The 16,887-nt window shown below is 46.9% G+C and carries 17 protein-coding genes; 1 reads left to right on the top strand and 16 read right to left on the bottom strand.

What is annotated here, in order from left to right; all coding sequences use genetic code 11:
- Nucleotides 1-39: 39 nt before the first annotated feature.
- The 13 genes from ADA01nite_RS09845 to ADA01nite_RS09785 all read right to left on the bottom strand — a co-directional run bounded on the left by ADA01nite_RS09845 (nt 40) and on the right by ADA01nite_RS09785 (nt 11,364).
- Entirely contained in the window at nt 40-951 is a 912-nt protein-coding gene (locus ADA01nite_RS09845) for a carbohydrate ABC transporter permease (RefSeq protein WP_146809809.1), read from the bottom strand.
- 48 nt (nt 952-999) lie between these two features.
- A complete protein-coding gene (locus ADA01nite_RS09840; RefSeq protein ID WP_146809787.1) occupies nt 1,000-2,067 on the bottom strand; it encodes an ABC transporter ATP-binding protein in 1,068 nt (355 codons plus the stop codon).
- Nucleotides 2,049-2,219 (bottom strand): HAD hydrolase-like protein, encoded by a 171-nt coding sequence (locus ADA01nite_RS09835; RefSeq protein ID WP_246147285.1) that lies wholly within the window; start codon nt 2,217-2,219, stop codon nt 2,049-2,051. Before ADA01nite_RS09835 ends, ADA01nite_RS09840 begins: the two co-directional genes overlap by 19 nt.
- Entirely contained in the window at nt 2,191-2,796 is a 606-nt protein-coding gene (locus tag ADA01nite_RS09830) for a glycerol-3-phosphate responsive antiterminator (RefSeq protein ID WP_146809786.1), read from the bottom strand. Before ADA01nite_RS09830 ends, ADA01nite_RS09835 begins: the two co-directional genes overlap by 29 nt.
- Before the next feature lie 268 nt (nt 2,797-3,064).
- Nucleotides 3,065-3,691 (bottom strand): hypothetical protein, encoded by a 627-nt coding sequence (locus ADA01nite_RS09825; protein WP_146809785.1) that lies wholly within the window; start codon nt 3,689-3,691, stop codon nt 3,065-3,067.
- A 24-nt stretch (nt 3,692-3,715) separates the two neighbouring features.
- On the bottom strand, nt 3,716-4,693 hold the full coding sequence (gene msrB / locus ADA01nite_RS09820) for a peptide-methionine (R)-S-oxide reductase MsrB (RefSeq protein ID WP_146809784.1): 978 nt from the start codon (nt 4,691-4,693) through the stop codon (nt 3,716-3,718).
- 117 nt (nt 4,694-4,810) lie between these two features.
- Nucleotides 4,811-5,149 (bottom strand): cytochrome aa3 quinol oxidase subunit IV, encoded by a 339-nt coding sequence (qoxD, locus tag ADA01nite_RS09815; protein WP_146809783.1) that lies wholly within the window; start codon nt 5,147-5,149, stop codon nt 4,811-4,813.
- A 3-nt stretch (nt 5,150-5,152) separates the two neighbouring features.
- Nucleotides 5,153-5,767: a cytochrome aa3 quinol oxidase subunit III gene (gene qoxC / locus ADA01nite_RS09810; RefSeq protein WP_146809782.1), complete on the bottom strand. Its 615-nt coding sequence runs from the start codon at nt 5,765-5,767 to the stop codon at nt 5,153-5,155.
- Nucleotides 5,768-5,770: 3 nt separating this feature from the next.
- The gene (qoxB, locus tag ADA01nite_RS09805; RefSeq protein ID WP_146809781.1) at nt 5,771-7,696 is read right to left on the bottom strand and encodes a cytochrome aa3 quinol oxidase subunit I; all 1,926 of its coding nucleotides are present in this window, start codon (nt 7,694-7,696) and stop codon (nt 5,771-5,773) included.
- Nucleotides 7,697-7,730: 34 nt separating this feature from the next.
- Complete coding sequence (gene qoxA, locus ADA01nite_RS09800; RefSeq protein ID WP_146809780.1) at nt 7,731-8,600, bottom strand: cytochrome aa3 quinol oxidase subunit II; 870 nt, start codon at nt 8,598-8,600, stop codon at nt 7,731-7,733.
- Nucleotides 8,601-8,939: 339 nt separating this feature from the next.
- Nucleotides 8,940-9,785 (bottom strand): DUF72 domain-containing protein, encoded by an 846-nt coding sequence (locus ADA01nite_RS09795; RefSeq protein ID WP_146809779.1) that lies wholly within the window; start codon nt 9,783-9,785, stop codon nt 8,940-8,942.
- Nucleotides 9,786-9,794: 9 nt separating this feature from the next.
- Nucleotides 9,795-10,736: an NAD-dependent epimerase/dehydratase family protein gene (locus tag ADA01nite_RS09790; protein WP_146809778.1), complete on the bottom strand. Its 942-nt coding sequence runs from the start codon at nt 10,734-10,736 to the stop codon at nt 9,795-9,797.
- Between the two features lie 55 nt (nt 10,737-10,791).
- The gene (locus ADA01nite_RS09785) at nt 10,792-11,364 is read right to left on the bottom strand and encodes a TetR/AcrR family transcriptional regulator (protein ID WP_146809777.1); all 573 of its coding nucleotides are present in this window, start codon (nt 11,362-11,364) and stop codon (nt 10,792-10,794) included.
- A gap of 252 nt (nt 11,365-11,616) precedes the next feature.
- On the opposite strand from ADA01nite_RS09785, the gene pdxK reads away from it, so the two are divergent.
- Nucleotides 11,617-12,468 (top strand): pyridoxine/pyridoxal/pyridoxamine kinase, encoded by an 852-nt coding sequence (pdxK, locus tag ADA01nite_RS09780; protein ID WP_146809776.1) that lies wholly within the window; start codon nt 11,617-11,619, stop codon nt 12,466-12,468.
- Between the two features lie 116 nt (nt 12,469-12,584).
- On the opposite strand, the gene ADA01nite_RS09775 is transcribed toward pdxK, so the two are convergent.
- The 3 genes from ADA01nite_RS09775 to cshA all read right to left on the bottom strand — a co-directional run bounded on the left by ADA01nite_RS09775 (nt 12,585) and on the right by cshA (nt 16,768).
- Entirely contained in the window at nt 12,585-13,037 is a 453-nt protein-coding gene (locus ADA01nite_RS09775) for a MarR family winged helix-turn-helix transcriptional regulator (RefSeq protein WP_170230219.1), read from the bottom strand.
- A 161-nt stretch (nt 13,038-13,198) separates the two neighbouring features.
- A complete protein-coding gene (locus ADA01nite_RS09770) occupies nt 13,199-14,863 on the bottom strand; it encodes a glutamine--tRNA ligase/YqeY domain fusion protein (protein ID WP_146809774.1) in 1,665 nt (554 codons plus the stop codon).
- 423 nt (nt 14,864-15,286) lie between these two features.
- A complete protein-coding gene (cshA, locus tag ADA01nite_RS09765) occupies nt 15,287-16,768 on the bottom strand; it encodes a degradosome RNA helicase CshA (protein WP_146809773.1) in 1,482 nt (493 codons plus the stop codon).
- Nucleotides 16,769-16,887 lie beyond the last annotated feature (119 nt).

The following is a 16,887-nucleotide window of genomic DNA, read 5'->3' as shown; positions in this document are numbered from 1 at the left end:
TCGAAGCAAATACACCGTAGCTTCTCCTTTCTTCCGGCATTAACGGTAATGCACCCGCCGGGACATGAACGCAAAGTGAGTGAGCGTCAGCAGACCGACCAGTGCCAGCAGGAGAACGGAAGCGGCGGAAGCAAGCCCTCCGTTGAAGAAATCCATCCCCTGTTCATAGATATAGTAGACGAGCATGTTGGTGCTGTTCACCGGCCCTCCCTGCGTCATAATGGCAATCGTATCGAACACTTGAAAAGAAGAAATCGTGTTGATGACCAATAAAAAGAAAATCGTGGGTGACAGCATGGGAACTGTAATTCTGTATAACGTCTTAAGACGGGGGGAGCGATCCAGCTCTGCCGCCTCATAAATATCGCGCGGAATGCTCTGCAAACCGGCGATAAATACAATCGTGTTATAGCCGACTACTTTCCATACGCTGACCAGCACAAGGGACAAGAGCGCGCTTTTCGTATCGCTAAGCCACTCATATGCGGGCAAGCCTATCGCTTCTAGTCCCGCATTCAGCAATCCGTACTGCGGGTCCATCATCCACATCCACAGCATAGACACGGATACGAGCGAGATAATATGCGGGCTGAAAATCGTCCCCTGGATTATGCCGTAGATTTTTGCTTTCCGGTTCAGCCACAGTGCCAGGAGGAATGCAAGTCCGATGCCCAGCGCTACCGTCAGTACCGTAAAGACAGTCGTGTTTACTATCACCTGATGGAAATCTTGTTCCTGAAACAGATCGGTGAAATTGGCAAACCCGACCCACTCTTTTTCTTCCGGATTCAAAAGTGACCAATCATGAAAGCTAAGATAAATTACGTATCCGATCGGATAGAAAAAAAATACGATAAAAAACAGAAGTGCAGGCGCTACATACGCATAAGGGCGAAGCTTCTCCCAGCGTTCCACCAGTGAATACGGCCGGGGTTCCACCTGCGTATGCATCGGCTCGAAAATTTCCGCTTCCGACTTCGCTACCGCTTCGTTTCGCATCTATGCGATTCCCCCCACTACGGCACTTGCGACACCGCGGATTTTTTCTCCGGTAATCCTCGCACCCGTCGCTTTATCGAAGAAATACAACTGCTTGACGTCTACGAACACCCGGACATTCGTGCCAATTTCGATAATGCTTTCCGTATTGCCTTTGACAATGACACGCTCATCGTCTATCTGTACGTAATACAGCAATTCCGAACCGAGAATTTCGCGGGATACGAGCGTTCCGTTAAGCGTAAGCCCGGCATCAGCAGGAGGACCTGCGTCCTTTTGCACATGAATGTTCGCTTTCTCGGGACGGAACCCGATAACACAGGACGGTTGATTGCGTGCAGCGATAATGTTCATCGCCGGAGAGCCAATGAACTGGGCAACAAACAGATTTTTTGGCATCGAATATAAATCAATGGGAGAAGCAACCTGCTGAATCTTACCGTTATTCATAACGACAATCTGATCTCCCATCGTCATCGCTTCTACCTGATCGTGCGTCACATAGATAAACGTCGTGCCCATCTGTTTATGTAAAGCCGTCAGTTCTACCCGCATCTGATTGCGCAGCTTGGCGTCCAGATTGGATAGCGGCTCATCCATGAGGAATACTTTCGGCTTCTTCACCATGGCACGCGCCAGCGCCACCCGCTGCCGCTGACCGCCGGATAGCTGGGAAGGCTTACGGTGCAGATAATCAGTCAGTCCGACTACTTCCGCAATCTCTTCTACCTGCCGCTTCGTTTCGGCACGGGAAATACCGCGGTTCCGCAGGCCGAATCCGATGTTATCGAATACGCTCATCGTCGGATACAGCGCATAATTCTGGAATACCATCGCGATATCGCGTTTTCCGGGCGGTACGTGATTGACTTGTTCATCTCCGATCCACAGCTCGCCTCCTGTTATTTCTTCGAGTCCTGCAATCATGCGAAGTGTAGTCGATTTGCCGCAACCGGAGGGTCCGACCAGCACGGTAAACGATCCGTCCGGTATCGTTAAATCCAGATTCTCGATGACGGTTTGGCTCTCATATGCTTTCGTAACTTGCTTCAATATGACCTGGGCCATGTCGTCTTGACTCCTTTCATATCGTCTCCGGTTCCTCTTTGACCAGAGAAAACAAGTTCTTCTGCTGTCGTATGTACGGCATCTACAACCGAATCCCGGCTATCAAGCAGCGTCCCATCCAAATCAAACAACCGACAGCGGATATGGTTCACCGGCTACTCTCTCCTTCCATAAATGGTGGCTTCCCATCGACACGGCAATCGCTCCGTAGCACAACGCTTTCATTACCTGCTCCCGATTCGAAATCAGTCCTCCGGCAATAATCGGTACAGCGATTTGTTTGCGAAATTCGGTGATAAATTCAGGAAGAAGCGCAGGCATAATCTCTACCGCATCCGGTTCCGTCTCCTGGACGGAAAAAAGGGTGGATTTAACGGCGTCACTATCGACAAGAAAGAAACGCTGGACGGTGATCAACCCATGCTTTTTCGCCTGCTTCACCAAATGGTTGCGGGTAGTGATGATACCGTCCGGTTTTACGCATCGGGCCAAAAACGCGATGCCTTCTTTATCCTGGCTCATGCCACCGATGCGTTCCGGATGGATAAGCACCGGAATACCATGCGCTTTATAAAGCTGTACGTACCGTGCAATGCTACCAACATTTCCAACCGATAGAACGACAGCACCCACATCGGCTTTTAACGCTTTCTCCAGTAACTTCTCCTCTTTGACTGACGCAATCTTTCTACTGCTTGCAAGTCCTGCATAAAAATCGGCGCGATTCACGACTTGCCTCCTTTCAAATAAAAAAACCTTAAATAGAATTACAGCACGCAGGCCGCGCTTGTCCTTATGCGGCTCTTCTTGTAAGTTCTATTTGAGGTTTCTCCCTGGACTCCAACCCTGGCGTATTTACTTGTTACTTAAATCATACAACTGTATTGTTATAGCAGAATGAATAGACTGTTAAAGAAATGTATTTCTTTGTAAAAAAGGCGCCGGCCTGTTTTTCTTCCAAACAGACTGGCGCCGGATCCATTTATTATGTCATTCTTTACTTCTTTTTGTTCTCCTCATAGTTCTCTTTCTGCATAGCCAATTCTACTTCTTTATACTTTTGAATTACGGGGTACTTCTTCCTGTCTTCCTCTGAAGTTTTCCCGAGAACAATATCGTTTGGCATTTCCTTTAACCCTTTTTCCAATTCCGTAAGAACCTCAAGCACGTCTTTATCTTTTGTCCTTGCTTTCGCTTCCTTAATTTGCTCAAGTGCGTACGGGGGTTGACCATCGCCTCCGTTTAAAACAAACAGTGTCACTATATCATCTTTTTGCCAATCGTAAAGCTCGTTCTCTTTTTTGACCTGGTAACTGTTCAGACTGAAGTACCCACTTTCATCCGCTTTATAAACCGTACCATTCTTATATTCGAATGTTAACTCCATCAAGTCGTACTTAACTAAATTCTCCTGTGGCAGCTCTTGTTGCGTATATTTCGTATCGAATTTCTCAGAAATCCGTTGCAGTCGCGGATCAGAGAATGTTAGTTTTTCTTCCTTTGGAGCTTGCTGGTTTTGTTCCTGCTTCGGCTGTCCCGATTGCTGTGGCTGCTCTGCACATCCGATAATTCCAAACAGACTGCATGCAAGTACGCCATATAATAAACCTTTTGCTATTTTCATAATGAATCCCCTTAGCTCCATTCGCTATTCTGTTACAAATAACTTCAAATATTGCCCATAGCCTTCTTTTTCGAGATCTTCTTTCGGAATAAAGCGCAGTGCGGCGGAGTTAATACAATAACGTAATCCGGTCGGAGCCGGACCATCGTCGAATACATGGCCCAGATGCGAGTCAGCCTCTTTGCTCCGCACTTCGGTGCGAATCATAAAATGGCTGTAGTCAGGCCGTTCTTCAATGCTCTCTTCGTTCAGCGGCTTTGTAAAGCTTGGCCAGCCGCAACCGGAATCAAACTTGTCAAGCGAACTGAACAATGGTTCGCCAGAAACAATATCCACATAAATTCCTTCTCGTTTGTTATCCCAATACTCATTGCGGAAGGGAGGCTCTGTACCGTTATTTTGCGTTACTTCATATTGCATCGGAGTTAGCTTTTGCTTCAGTAATTCTTTATCCCGCTTCTTGCCCCAGTTTTCTTCAATAAATGCTTCGCGTCCGGAGCCCTTACGGTACATTTTGTAATGGAGCGGATTTTTCTTGTGGTAGTTCTGATGATATTCTTCCGCCGGATAGAACGCAGTAGCGGGCAGAATTTTTGTAACAATCGGTTTGTTAAAACGTCCGCTCTCCTCTAGCGCTTGTTTAGACGCTTCCGCTTGCCGCTTCTGTTCTTCGCTGTGATAGAAAATCGCAGTCTGATACGACTGTCCTCGGTCGTAGAACTGCCCTCCCGGATCGGTCGGGTCGATCTGGCGCCAGTAAATGTCGAGCAGCTTCTCATATGGAAATATATCCGGTTCAAACGTAATCTGTACCGCTTCGTAATGACCCGTCGTCTCCGAGCATACTTCTTCATACGTCGGATTTTCCTTGTGGCCGCCTGTATAGCCGGAAACGATGCTTACAATACCCGGCATCTCTTCAAACGGAGTAACCATACACCAGAAGCACCCGCCTGCGAACGTTGCAAGCTCTTGCCGCTTTTCGATTGTATTCTTATCCATATCGTCATCACTCCATTTCAGTACTATGTTTGCCTGCCCTCCTATTTATCATAAGTCAAATTCACCTTTTGTAAAAGGAAAGCGGGCGCCGCATAAAGGCAACCCGCTCTCTCTTTTTCAATACATGTGGCTCACTAACACGTACCACATAACGAAGATGGACCCCAGCACAACCGTAAGCGCGATGAATATCCCGAAGTAAATGGCGCCCGATTGGAACGGTGCCGATTTGCTTTCACGGATATGCATGAACATATACAGCTGTACAAACACCTGCAGAATAGCCAGGACAATACTGATCCCAATCGCAACGCTTGTGGACAATCCGGAATTGAATACAAACCATAGCGCCGCGCCCGTCAGCACCAGGGAGAGGATAAATCCAATGACGTGCCCCCACGGAAAACCGTGGTGATCATGCTCTTCTACATATTGTTCATTATTATGTGAAGCCATCGATTACACCACCATTCCGGTCAGATAAACAATTGTAAAGATGAAAATCCACATAACATCCAGGAAGTGCCAGTACAGACCAATGATGAACGCCTTGCGTGTCGTTCTCGGTGTCAGTCCGCGCTGCACCAACTGGATAATAATGCTGATCATCCACAGAGAACCAAGCGTTACGTGCGCACCGTGCGTTCCTACTAGCACGAAGAAGGAAGACAAGAATGCGCTTGTACCCCATGTAGCTCCCTCATGGTAGATATAGAGCAAGAACTCTTCGATTTCCATATACAGGAAGCCAAGACCTAAAAGCAGCGTAATGATTAACCAAATAATCAATCCTTTTTTATTCTCGCGGCGCATCTCATGAATCGCCAGACCGCAGGTAAAACTACTGGTCAAAAGTAAAAGGGTTTGGATCAACATGCTCTTGAACTCAAACAGTTCCTGCGACGTCGGTCCGCCTGCCGTACTACCCTGCAGCACGATGTACATGGCGAACAGACACGAGAAGAGAACGAATTCGGCTCCGAGGAAAATCCAGAAGCCCAGAATATTCATCCTGCCTTCTTCTGTGGCATATTCGAGGGGTCCCTTGTACCCTGGATCAACGTGTGCTGCCATTCGTTATACCCCCTCTATCTCTTTAATTTCTTCTACATTCACGTAGTAACCATCATCATAATCGAACGATCTCCAGGCCATGCACAGCAAGATGGCGATGAAAGCCGGAATAACCATCCAGAACCATCCGAAGACAAAGCCAAAACCGAAGACAAAGAAGATTTGACCAAGGATGAACGGTACTCCGGAGTTGCTTGGCATATGAATCTTCTCAAGCGGACCGTCGATCAACTTCTCACCACGTTTCTTCGCATACCATACCGGATCTAATTCTTTAATCTCAGGTACGCGGGAGAAGTTGTAATACGGTACCGGAGAAGGAATTGCCCACTCCAGTGTACGGCCGCCATCCCACGGATCTGCTTCGTTTGTACGGGGCGCGTAACGAACGCTCCAGTAGATGTTGTAGCAAATAATCAAGAAGCCGATACCTTGCATAACCGCACCGATGGTAGACGTCATGTTCAGCAGGCTCCAATCCGCGTTAGTGTACATATAAATACGGCGCGGCATACCCATCAGGCCGAGAATGTACTGCGGGAAGAACGTAAGGTTAAACCCGATCATGAACCACCAGAAGCCATGCTTACCTTGACGCTCATTCAGCTTGAAGCCGAAGAATTTCGGCCACCAGTAGTACAGACCCGCTATCATACCAAATACGACACCCGCAATCAGCACATAATGGAAGTGCCCTACGAGGAAATAGCTATTATGGTACTGATAGTCAGCCGGAGCAGCCGCAAGCATAACGCCTGTTACACCACCGATGACGAAGTTCGGGATAAACGCAAGCGTCCACAGCATCGGAACCGTAAATCGGATGCGTCCTTTGTACATCGTAGCCAACCAGTTAAAAATCTTAACGCCCGTAGGCACAGCAATAAGCATCGTCGAAATCGAGAAGAATGAGTTAACGGCCGGTCCTGCACCCATTGTAAAGAAGTGGTGCACCCATACGATAAAGCTCAGAACCGCGATAGCGGCCATGGACATAACCATCGCATGGTGACCAAACAGACGACGACGCGAGAACGTACTTACGACCTCGGAGAAAATACCGAATGCCGGAAGAACAACGATATATACTTCAGGGTGTCCCCACATCCAGAACAGGTTTAGCCACATCATCGGCATCCCGCCACCATCGACCGTAAAGAAGTGGGTTCCGAACATACGGTCAAAAGTCAACAGCGCCAGAGCAACTGTCAGAATCGGGAACGCGTACACGATAATGATGGATGTAATAAATACGGACCAGGTGAACATCGGCATTTTCATTAATGTCATACCCGGTGCGCGCATTCTCAGAATGGTAACCATAAAGTTGATACCACTCGCCAGTGAGCCGATACCGGAGAGCTGCAGGCCCCAGAGATAATAGTTCTGACCTACGCCCGGGCTGTGCTCAATACTTGCCAGCGGCGTGTAGCTGGTCCAGCCGGCATCCGGAGACCCGCCGATAACGAATGAAATGTTAAACAGCATCGCACCCGCGAAGAAGAGCCAGAAGCTCAGGGCGTTCAGCCAGGGGTACGCCACATCGCGTGCGCCGATTTGCAACGGCATCGCGATGTTAATCATACCGAAGATAAACGGCATCGCCATGAAGATAATCATGAGCGTACCGTGTGTGGTAAAGATTTGGTTATAGTGTTCAGACTCCAGGAATTTCATGTCCGGCGCAGCTAACTGGATACGCATTAGCAATCCGTCTACCCCACCCCGGAACATCATCAAAAGAGCAGCAAGAATGTACATGATACCGATTTTCTTATGGTCAACGGTAGTCAGCCACTCTGTCCAGAGCCATTTCCACTTTTTAAAGTACGTTAGTACAGCTACGATCGCAATAATCGTTAAAACAATCGAAACGTCCGCAGCATAAATCATTGGATCGCCTGTTACAAAAAATTCATCCAAACGCACTTTTCCTTCCTCCTTCCGTCACAAAGTTACTCTATTAATGTTGTTGATGGCCGTTAGATTCGCCAGATTTTTTACGATATTGATGCACACTTTGAATCACAGAGTCATCATGCGTGCTGGAAAATGTCAGACGTTCTTCCAGTACGCCTTTTTTAATGATTTCTTGGAACTTCTCGTCCGTCAGCTTCGGTGCTGTTGCTTTTGTTTCTCTCGCCCACTTATCGAAGTCCTCAGGTTCTTGCGCAATGACTTTAAACTTCATATGGGCAAAACCTTCACCCGTAAAGTTGTTGCTTTTTCCGTCATACTCGCCCGGTTTGTCCGCTTGCAGCACAAGATATCCTGTGTGTCCGGGCATCGTGTATTCCTGTCCGCCCAGCTTCGGCACCCAGAAGGAGTTCATGTTTTCCGTTGCGTCAAGCTGGAACTCAACCGGTTGTCCGGCCGGAATGTGAACATAGTTCACCGTCTCGATTCCTTGCTCAGGATACTTGAAAATCCACTTCCAGTCCGCAGCAACTACCTGAATTCTAATCGGTTCTTGCTCAGGCTTTTTCTCCAACCCGTACGTAATCTGAACGGTCGGAATGGCAAGAGCAACAACGATTAAAAACGGAATCACGGTCCAGATAATTTCCAGTTTGCTGTTTTCCTGTGTTTCCGGCGGCTCATAATCCATATTGTCCGGTCTCTCACGGTAACGAATGAGAATAATAGTAAATGCAACAAATACAACGATCAATACAATCGCTACCAGTGCAAAAGACCAGAGAATTAAGTTATACTGGCTTCGAGCGACCGGTCCCTGAGGATCTAAAACCTCAATCTTTTCTGTACAACCAGTGAGCAATAGCAGTAAAAAGGGAAAAATTGTGCCCAATTTCACAAGTCCTTTTTTAGTCATAACTGCTCGAGTTACCTCCCTTCTGTTTCCTTAAGACAGCTCCACATCCATGTTTTGTTTTTTAGTAAAATTCTGCTATCTTACTCTCCTTTTCATGGTGTTAATGTTAATAAAGTTAGGATGCGATGCCTATTATAGCAAAGTTACCGAAATCCTGTGACCTTGTAACAAAATCGACAATAAAATTTCACAATTCGACTTCATAATTTCTTCATAAATGACCGATTAAAGTTTTTCATATCAATAAAAAGGAAGAAAACAGTCCGCAAAAAGCATGCTCCGAACCGCTTTCTTCCATTTTTTTCATTTAATATTCACTTAATAATTTTTTCATATTTACTAAAAAAATTTTAGCTGCCTCGGTCCTAAATCCTCATATTCAATGCCAAGAAGTTCCATCATTTCCTTCGCATTGTCTGCTGCATCGCCACCGGAATTGTTATTGAATACGACACACACTTCCTGAGATTTGGTCTGCAGGAATTCAAGCTTCTCTTTCCACTCCTTCAATTCTTCCGTGCTGTACCGATATAAATAGCGTATATCCCGCCAGTTCGGCTGTCCGCTGCTGTGCCACCCCGATACGTTGCGGCCATGAAATCTGACGATGGTCAGTGCAGGGTGGGTAGGGTGCAGCACTGTCGGGATTGAACCGACACCCGCCTGCGGCTCGTCGCAGATGCTATGAATCCAGCCGTCCCGTTCCATAAATGCAAGCGTCCTCTCCCTCATCCGGGGCGCAAACCAGCTCTGATGCCGGAATTCAAGCGCAACCGGGATGTCTTCCATTTTTTCCTTCGTATAGCGAAGAATGCCGATATTCTTCTGCGTACAATCAAACCAGGGTGGATACTGGAACAGCACAGCTTTCAGCTTCCCTGCTTCGATCACAGGTTGTATCGAGCGTTTAAATGCGTCAAACATCTCCCCCATACTGGTGAACGGATTGTCACCTCGCAAATGCCCGGTCATCCCCTGATATGCTTTGACGATGAATCCGAATCGTTCCGGCGTATCCTGAACCCACTTTACGTAATTCTTTACCGGCTGGACGGCGTAAAACGAGCTGTCCACTTCCACCACAGGAAAGTATGAACTATATACCTGCAGCTTATCCCGACTTGGTATTTTATCGATATATAAATTATCATGATCGCCCCAACCGGTTAAGCCAATCAGAATCATGGTATACGCTTAATCTCCCTTCATGCAATTCAGTGTCTGCCTGATCCCTTCCTCATAAGGCGTCTTCGGCAGCGGCCCGATATGCGTCTCATATTTATTGCCTGATAAAACAACTGGCTCTTCCATCAAATACATCATTTCCCTTACTTCCCACATCGCTTTGTTAAATAAACCAATGAGTGTAATCATTCCTTTGCTTACGGTTCCTACTTTGCCCCGGAATCCGGTTAGTTCTCTTACGATGGCGACAATTTCCTTGCCGGAGATGACTGTGCAGCCCGGAATGTTCCAATTCTGGCCGTACGCTTCCTCCCGCATCGCCAGCTCCACCAGCGCCTTCGCTCCGTCCGGCGTGAAGATATATTCCCGTTTCACATCCTGCCGTCCGACAAACATGGCTTTCTTGCCCGATAGCATCGATTCCAGCGTATAATTCAAAACCGTGTTCGGCGCATGTGGTCCATAGAAATCCGGAAAATGGGCAATCAAAGCCGGAACGCCTCTCTTGTGTGCTTCTCTCACCATTCTTTCCAACTCAAGCCGTATTTTTCCTTTCTTCGTATGCGGACGCTTTGGATATTCTTCGGTAATCTCCTGGCCGTTTCCTCTTCCGTATGCGTAAATATTGTCTACAAATGCGAATTTGGCCTTCAGGGCAGAAGCGGCAGCCAGCACATTCTTCATAATGGTAGGATGTCCTGTCCGCCATTCCGGATACGGAATGTTTACCGTATGGAAAATTACGTCCGTACCTTCTCCAGCCTCGATAATGTCTTTCAATACGTATACATTTCCTGATGCAATCCTTACATTTTCCATTCCGCCAAAAAGTTTGTCGAGCTTCTCCTTCGTTCTCGCAAATGCGACAGTCTCAATCCCCCGGCCTGCTAACTCCTTCACCAGCGCATATCCCATCCCGCCCGATGCTCCCAACACTAACGCTTTTTTCATTCTATATCCCTCCTGTTTCAATTATTAACCATCGTTCAATTAATGGTAAAAAAATTTACTCCAACCCTCTTAATAAAAATCGTGCATGCGATCTGGCCGCAGGTTCGGCATTCGCAAACGTGTTCTCCGTCTTGTAGTAATGCGCCACAAAGCCATGCAGAGCCAGGAATACGGACCATATCTTCGTCACACTCGCTTTTTTCCCGCTGAGCGCATAGATCGCTTTCGCGAATTTTTCATAACTGAGATTCGGCTCTTGCTGCAGATAGCTCTTCACTTCCTGGTCCTTAATCAAGAACATAACTTCATAATGGCTCTGATGTGTCAGACCAAATTCGATATATCCGACCAGGATATCTTCCAGCTTCTCACCCGGCGTTTTCTCTTCCTGGGCCATAATATCATCAAGCACCTTATTCAACAGGGCAAATCCTTCGCTGACCAGGGCATAAAAAAGCTCTGCCTTATTCTCAAAATGGTAATAAATCGAACCGTGGCTGTATCCCAGTTCTCTGGCGATTTGGCGCATCGAAACATTTCGATACCCGTATGTAACGAACAGTTCTCTGGCCGCGTCCAGAATTCTTTCCCTTGTAAGTTCCTGGTCTACCGCTTTTCTTGCTGCCATATCAACACCTCACTCCGATAATTGACCAGTGTTTAATTATGTATATTCAAATGATATCATGCACTTCTGCCACTTGCAATGTGCCATGCAAAATTTTAAAAACATAAACTTGTTCCGCTTTTTGATTGTACTCTTTACCGTGATTGTTATAATTGATAAAGAGACCGCCTGTGAGTCATCCTTTTTCGACCCTCACAGAATAAGAATAGGCATAAATCAATGATTACGCCGTTGTAAGGAGGATTAATGAATATGACGATGTATAAGGCATTAACGATTGCCGGATCGGATACAAGCGGCGGCGCCGGTATTCAGGCCGATTTGAAAACGTTCCAGGAACGCGGCGTATACGGTATGACCGCGTTAACAGTCATTGTGGCGCAAGATCCGCATAACGGATGGTTCCATAATGTATTTCCGATTGAATTAAGCACGCTTGAAGCACAGCTGGAAACCGTTCTGGCAGGCATCGGCGTTGACGCTTTGAAGACAGGAATGCTCGGCTCTATCGACATTATCGAGCTGGCGGCCGGCAAAATCGAGAAATACGGACTGAAAAATCTGGTCGTAGACCCGGTTATGGTATGCAAAGGAGCAGATGAAGCGCTGCATCCAGAGACAAACGAATGTCTGCGCGATGTACTCGTTCCGAAAGCGCTTGTCGTGACGCCGAATTTGTTTGAAGCGTCTCAATTGAGCGGGATGGGGCCGATTAAGACCGTCGACCAGATGAAAGAAGCAGCAGCCAGAATTCAAGAACGCGGCGCTAAGTACGTTATCGTGAAAGGCGGCGGCAAACTCGAACACGAAGCTGCCGTAGACGTGCTGTATGATGGAAAGAATTTCGAAATATTGGAATCCGAACGCATCGGAACTTCCTATACGCACGGCGCAGGCTGCACCTACTCCGCGGCTATCACCGCCGAACTCGCAAAAGGAAAGTCCGCACGCGAAGCGATTGATGTGGCAAAAGCTTTCATCACAGAAGCCATCCGCCACTCTTTCCCGCTGAACAAGTATGTGGGTCCTACCAATCATGCCGCATACCGCCTGTATGGACCAGGGAAGACCGAAAATCTGGCGGCGGAAGTATCCGTAAAATAATAACTTTTCCCCGCTTACGAATGGAGGGAAAGTATATTTTGCTTTATCACTATAAAGTAAAATATACTTTCCTATACCGGAACAAAAACTAAAGTTTTCTATACAAGACCCGTCCGCTATCTTTGCTTGTCCGCTTCCTCCAGATTGGTGAGTATAATACGGTAAATTCGGATTAAATGCCGAATGTCTTCTTCAGACAATGCCGCATAATACTTATGCAGCCTCCTTTTCTTCTCCTCCATGAGATCATGCAAAATACTGTGGCCCTGCTCCGTAATATGGAGATAGACGATCCGGCGATCTTTCTCCGATCTTTTTCGTTCTACATAGCCTTGCGCTACCAGCTTGTCTGCTAACGTAGTAATAGAAGGCAGCGTAATTTCCAGTTCTTCTGCCAGTTCGGAGATTTTCTTTGGCCCATCCTCATTCAATATACCTAAAATCAAACTCTGGGAAACCGAGATTCCGGGGCTGACTCGCTTAGTGAAGTCCAGCGCTATTTTTCTACCCAATTTTTTGAATACATAATCCAGCTCCTGCAAAAGCGCACGATTGTTTATATTTTTCACTTTCATATGCCCCCATGATTTCTTCGTACAGGTAGATACGTCCTATGCTTGGTTTAGTTTCACCTTTCCGCATTGTTTACAAGCAATTTGACGGCAAAAGGCAAAAAGAAAAAGCCTTACATAAGTAATGACAGTAAGGCTTTTTCCAGGTTATATCCTGCTTACTTCGGAAGTTTAAACGAGCTTTTCAGAGATACAATGAGATTGAACACCAATTTCTCTTCGGTGGTATGCTTAGGGTCTACATTGAAGTATCCATGGCGGAAGAACTGGAACTTGTCGTGCGGCTTGGCACCTTTCATATTTGGTTCCACAAAGCCTTGTACAATCTCAAGCGAATTTGGATTTACATAATCAAGGAATGTCTTGCCTTCTTCTTCTGCCCCTTCTTCATCCAGAATGAGCGGTTCGTATAATCTGAACTCGGCGGGCACCGCGTTCGTTGCTTCTACCCAGTGAATCGTGCCCTTTACTTTACGTCCGGTGAAGCCTGTACCGCTCTTCGTTTCCGGATCATACGTGCAATGTAGCTCTATCACGTTGCCGTTCTCGTCTTTGATAACATCATTGCATTTAATGAAGTATGCGTGCTTTAAACGCACCTCATTGCCCGGATACAAACGATGATACTTGCTCGGCGGGTCCTCCATAAAATCGTCTTGCTCGATATAGATTTCACGGGAGAACGGAATCTGGCGCATTCCCATCTCCGGATTCTCCGGGTTAATTTCCGCATCCAGCATCTCTACCTGGCCCTCCGGATAGTTGGTAATGACGACCTTAAGCGGACGCAGCACACCCATGGTACGCGGCGCTTTCAACTTCAAATCTTCGCGGATGAAATGATCGAGCATCTTAGCATCGACGAGACTATTGCTGCGGGCAACACCAATCTCCCTGCAGAAAGCGCGGATTGATTCCGGTGTAAATCCTCTTCTGCGCAGTCCCGAAATGGTCGGCATACGCGGATCATCCCAACCGTCTACGAACTTCTCATCTACCAGCTGTTTCAGCTTGCGCTTACTCATCACCGTATTGGTTAGATTCAGCCGGGCAAATTCATATTGATGCGGCGTGTTTTCCATTTCGCATTCCCGAATGACCCAGTCATACAACGGACGATGATCTTCAAATTCCAGCGTACAGATGGAATGGGTAACGCCTTCGATCGCATCCTCAAGAGGATGGGCGAAGTCGTACATTGGATAGATACACCATTTGTTACCTGTATTATGGTGCGTTACATGCGCAATACGGTAGAGTACCGGATCGCGCATGTTAATATTCGGGGAGCCCATATCGATTTTAGCACGCAGCACTTTCTCACCGTCTTTGAATTCGCCTTTACGCATGCGTTCGAATAAATCGAGATTCTCTTCCACGCTGCGGCTCCGATACGGACTTTCTTTGCCCGGTTCCGTCAGCGTGCCGCGCATTTCACGGATTTGCTCGGGCGACAGGTCATCCACGTACGCTTTGCCTTTCTTGATCAGCAGCACGGCGCGATTATACATTTCTTCGAAATAATCAGAAGCGAAGAACAGTCCGTCCCACTCAAATCCGAGCCACTCAACGTCTTCTTTGATAGATTGTACGTATTCCGTATCTTCTTTTAATGGGTTAGTATCATCAAAACGCAGGTTTGTCTTACCGCCAAACTCATCGGCGAGTTCAAAGTTCAGACAGATGGACTTGGCATGTCCAATATGTAAATATCCATTCGGCTCCGGAGGAAAGCGGGTCACAACCTCTTTTACTTTTCCGGACTTTAGATCATCGATAACAATGCTTTTGATAAAGTTCGAGGAACTCGGCTTGTTTTCCAATGCAATCAACCTCTCTATACAAAGTAGACGGTAGCTGTGTGTATGTACCTTTGTTATACATAATATCGTCTACGTATAGAGAGTTCAACATACCTGGTTTTTCACCTTTGCAAATTTCACAGGTAAAATTTCGGCTCCTTCCAATCATACTTAGACAAATTCCCTGATACCTAAACGAGAAGGAAGTCGTTTTTCTGTGAAAATCATGAGGAAAGAAAGAGGGGAAGAAGAGCCAGGGTAGAAAAAGGCGTTCGCCTTTTTCACCATTGAAATCCTCTCCTCATTCTTTCCTCTCTTTTCCTTCGTACCGCAAAAGTCAGATGGCCTTCTCTCAATTTTCATATCGGGGTTGCGGCTGAGATGCCATGGTGGTTTTCTCTAAAAATAAAGAGGGATTCCCTATGCGGCAATCCCCCTGTCTGCTTACGCGTTTTTCCGTCTGGCATTTTTCTTCGGCTTTTTATTATCCCCAAAGAAAGAACGGCCGGATGATTTATCGAATTTTTTGCTGCGGCCTTTGTTTTCTCTGCCTCTACCGTCTCTACTTCTTGATTTTCCTTTATCCTCAAACCGCTTCTTTTTCACCCGCAACGGTGCCTCTTCCGTTAATTTTACCGCACCTGTATTCGATTCCTTTGTCAGCATCTTCAAAACCGCAGATACCAAAGTTACAGAATCGACTTCTTCAAGCAGTTGCTTGGCCATTCCTTTGTATGCCTGCAAGTCTTCTGCTTCCGCCGTACTCAGCAATTTTTCGGCAGCCAACCGCTGCTGCTGCTCGGCGGCTTCGGCCTCCGTCGGAACCGGACGCCAATCCATTTTCTTTTTGGTGATACTTTCAATGGTTTTAATATGCTCGACCTCTCCCGGAGTAACGAACGTAATCGCCAATCCCGTCTTACCCGCACGGCCCGTTCTGCCGATACGGTGTACATAGCTTTCCGGATCATGAGGAACATCGAAGTTATAGACGTGCGTTACTCCGCTAATGTCCAGACCGCGGGCGGCAACGTCAGTGGCGACAAGCACGTTAATTTTGCCTTCTTTGAACCTCCGCAGTACACTGTCCCGCTTCGCCTGGTTCAAATCTCCATGAATGCCTTCCGCACCGTAGCCGAGTTTATTCAGCGCTTCCGATAGCTCATCTACTCTCCGCTTTGTTCTTCCGAATATGATGGCCAGTTCAGGCATATCGATATCCAGTAAGCGGCACAATACGCCGAATTTTTCTCTTTCTATTACCTTTATACATTGCTGTGTAATACTAGAAACCGTAACTTCTTTGGCCTTAACCTTGATGATGTCAGGATCTTTCATAAAATTACCGGCGATTTCCTGAATCGGTTTCGGCATGGTCGCCGAGAACAGCAGCGTCTGTCTCTCTTCCGGAACTTCATTCAAAATCGTCTTGATATCATCGATAAAGCCCATATTCAGCATTTCATCCGCCTCATCCAGAACGACCATATCAATAGAATGAAGACGAATGGTCTTTCTTCTCATATGATCCATGAAACGTCCAGGCGTAGCCACGATAACGTGAGGCTTTTTCTTCAATTCCCGAATCTGTCTATTCATATCCTGTCCGCCATAAATAGGCAAAACACGAATCTTCTTGAATCGGGCAATCTTATTTAACTCCCCCGCTACCTGAACGGCTAACTCCCGGGTCGGGGTTAGTACAACGCCCTGGATTTTCTCCTCTTCAGGATCCAGCCTCTCAATAAGCGGAATGCCAAAAGCAGCGGTTTTTCCTGTACCGGTCTGCGCCTGTCCAATCACGTCTTTTCTCTGAAGTGCTATCGGAATCGTCTGTTCCTGAATGGGGGTTGCCTTTTCCAGTCCCATCTCAGTAAGAGCACGAACTACGGAGTGATGGAGCTCAAATTCATAAAAAGTTGTCAATGATTGTCAATCTCCTTTAAATAAAACTATATTTCTCAAGCATACATATAAGCCAGACCACCACGGCCGATGAACCACAAGCCCTGCCATGAAAATGAAGGGAAGGGCGGCTGACTTTT

Source organism: Aneurinibacillus danicus, assembly GCF_007991215.1.
In the GTDB taxonomy this organism is placed as follows: domain Bacteria; phylum Bacillota; class Bacilli; order Aneurinibacillales; family Aneurinibacillaceae; genus Aneurinibacillus; species Aneurinibacillus danicus.
The sequence above is the reverse complement of the archived record's forward strand: the minus strand, read 5'-3'. Positions and strand labels throughout refer to the sequence as shown.

Bases quoted from the DNA above. Each gene is read 5' to 3' on its own strand.
- ADA01nite_RS09845 (WP_146809809.1), bottom strand. From the start codon at position 951: ATGCATACGCAGGTGGAACCCCGGCCGTATTCACTGGTGGAACGCTGG.
- ADA01nite_RS09840 (WP_146809787.1), bottom strand. From the start codon at position 2,067: ATGGCCCAGGTCATATTGAAGCAAGTTACGAAAGCATATGAGAGCCAA.
- ADA01nite_RS09825 (WP_146809785.1), bottom strand. From the start codon at position 3,691: ATGAAAATAGCAAAAGGTTTATTATATGGCGTACTTGCATGCAGTCTG.
- msrB (WP_146809784.1), bottom strand. From the start codon at position 4,693: ATGGATAAGAATACAATCGAAAAGCGGCAAGAGCTTGCAACGTTCGCA.
- qoxD (WP_146809783.1), bottom strand. From the start codon at position 5,149: ATGGCTTCACATAATAATGAACAATATGTAGAAGAGCATGATCACCAC.
- qoxC (WP_146809782.1), bottom strand. From the start codon at position 5,767: ATGGCAGCACACGTTGATCCAGGGTACAAGGGACCCCTCGAATATGCC.
- qoxA (WP_146809780.1), bottom strand. From the start codon at position 8,600: ATGACTAAAAAAGGACTTGTGAAATTGGGCACAATTTTTCCCTTTTTA.
- ADA01nite_RS09795 (WP_146809779.1), bottom strand. From the start codon at position 9,785: ATGATTCTGATTGGCTTAACCGGTTGGGGCGATCATGATAATTTATAT.
- ADA01nite_RS09790 (WP_146809778.1), bottom strand. From the start codon at position 10,736: ATGAAAAAAGCGTTAGTGTTGGGAGCATCGGGCGGGATGGGATATGCG.
- ADA01nite_RS09785 (WP_146809777.1), bottom strand. From the start codon at position 11,364: ATGGCAGCAAGAAAAGCGGTAGACCAGGAACTTACAAGGGAAAGAATT.
- pdxK (WP_146809776.1), top strand. From the start codon at position 11,617: ATGACGATGTATAAGGCATTAACGATTGCCGGATCGGATACAAGCGGC.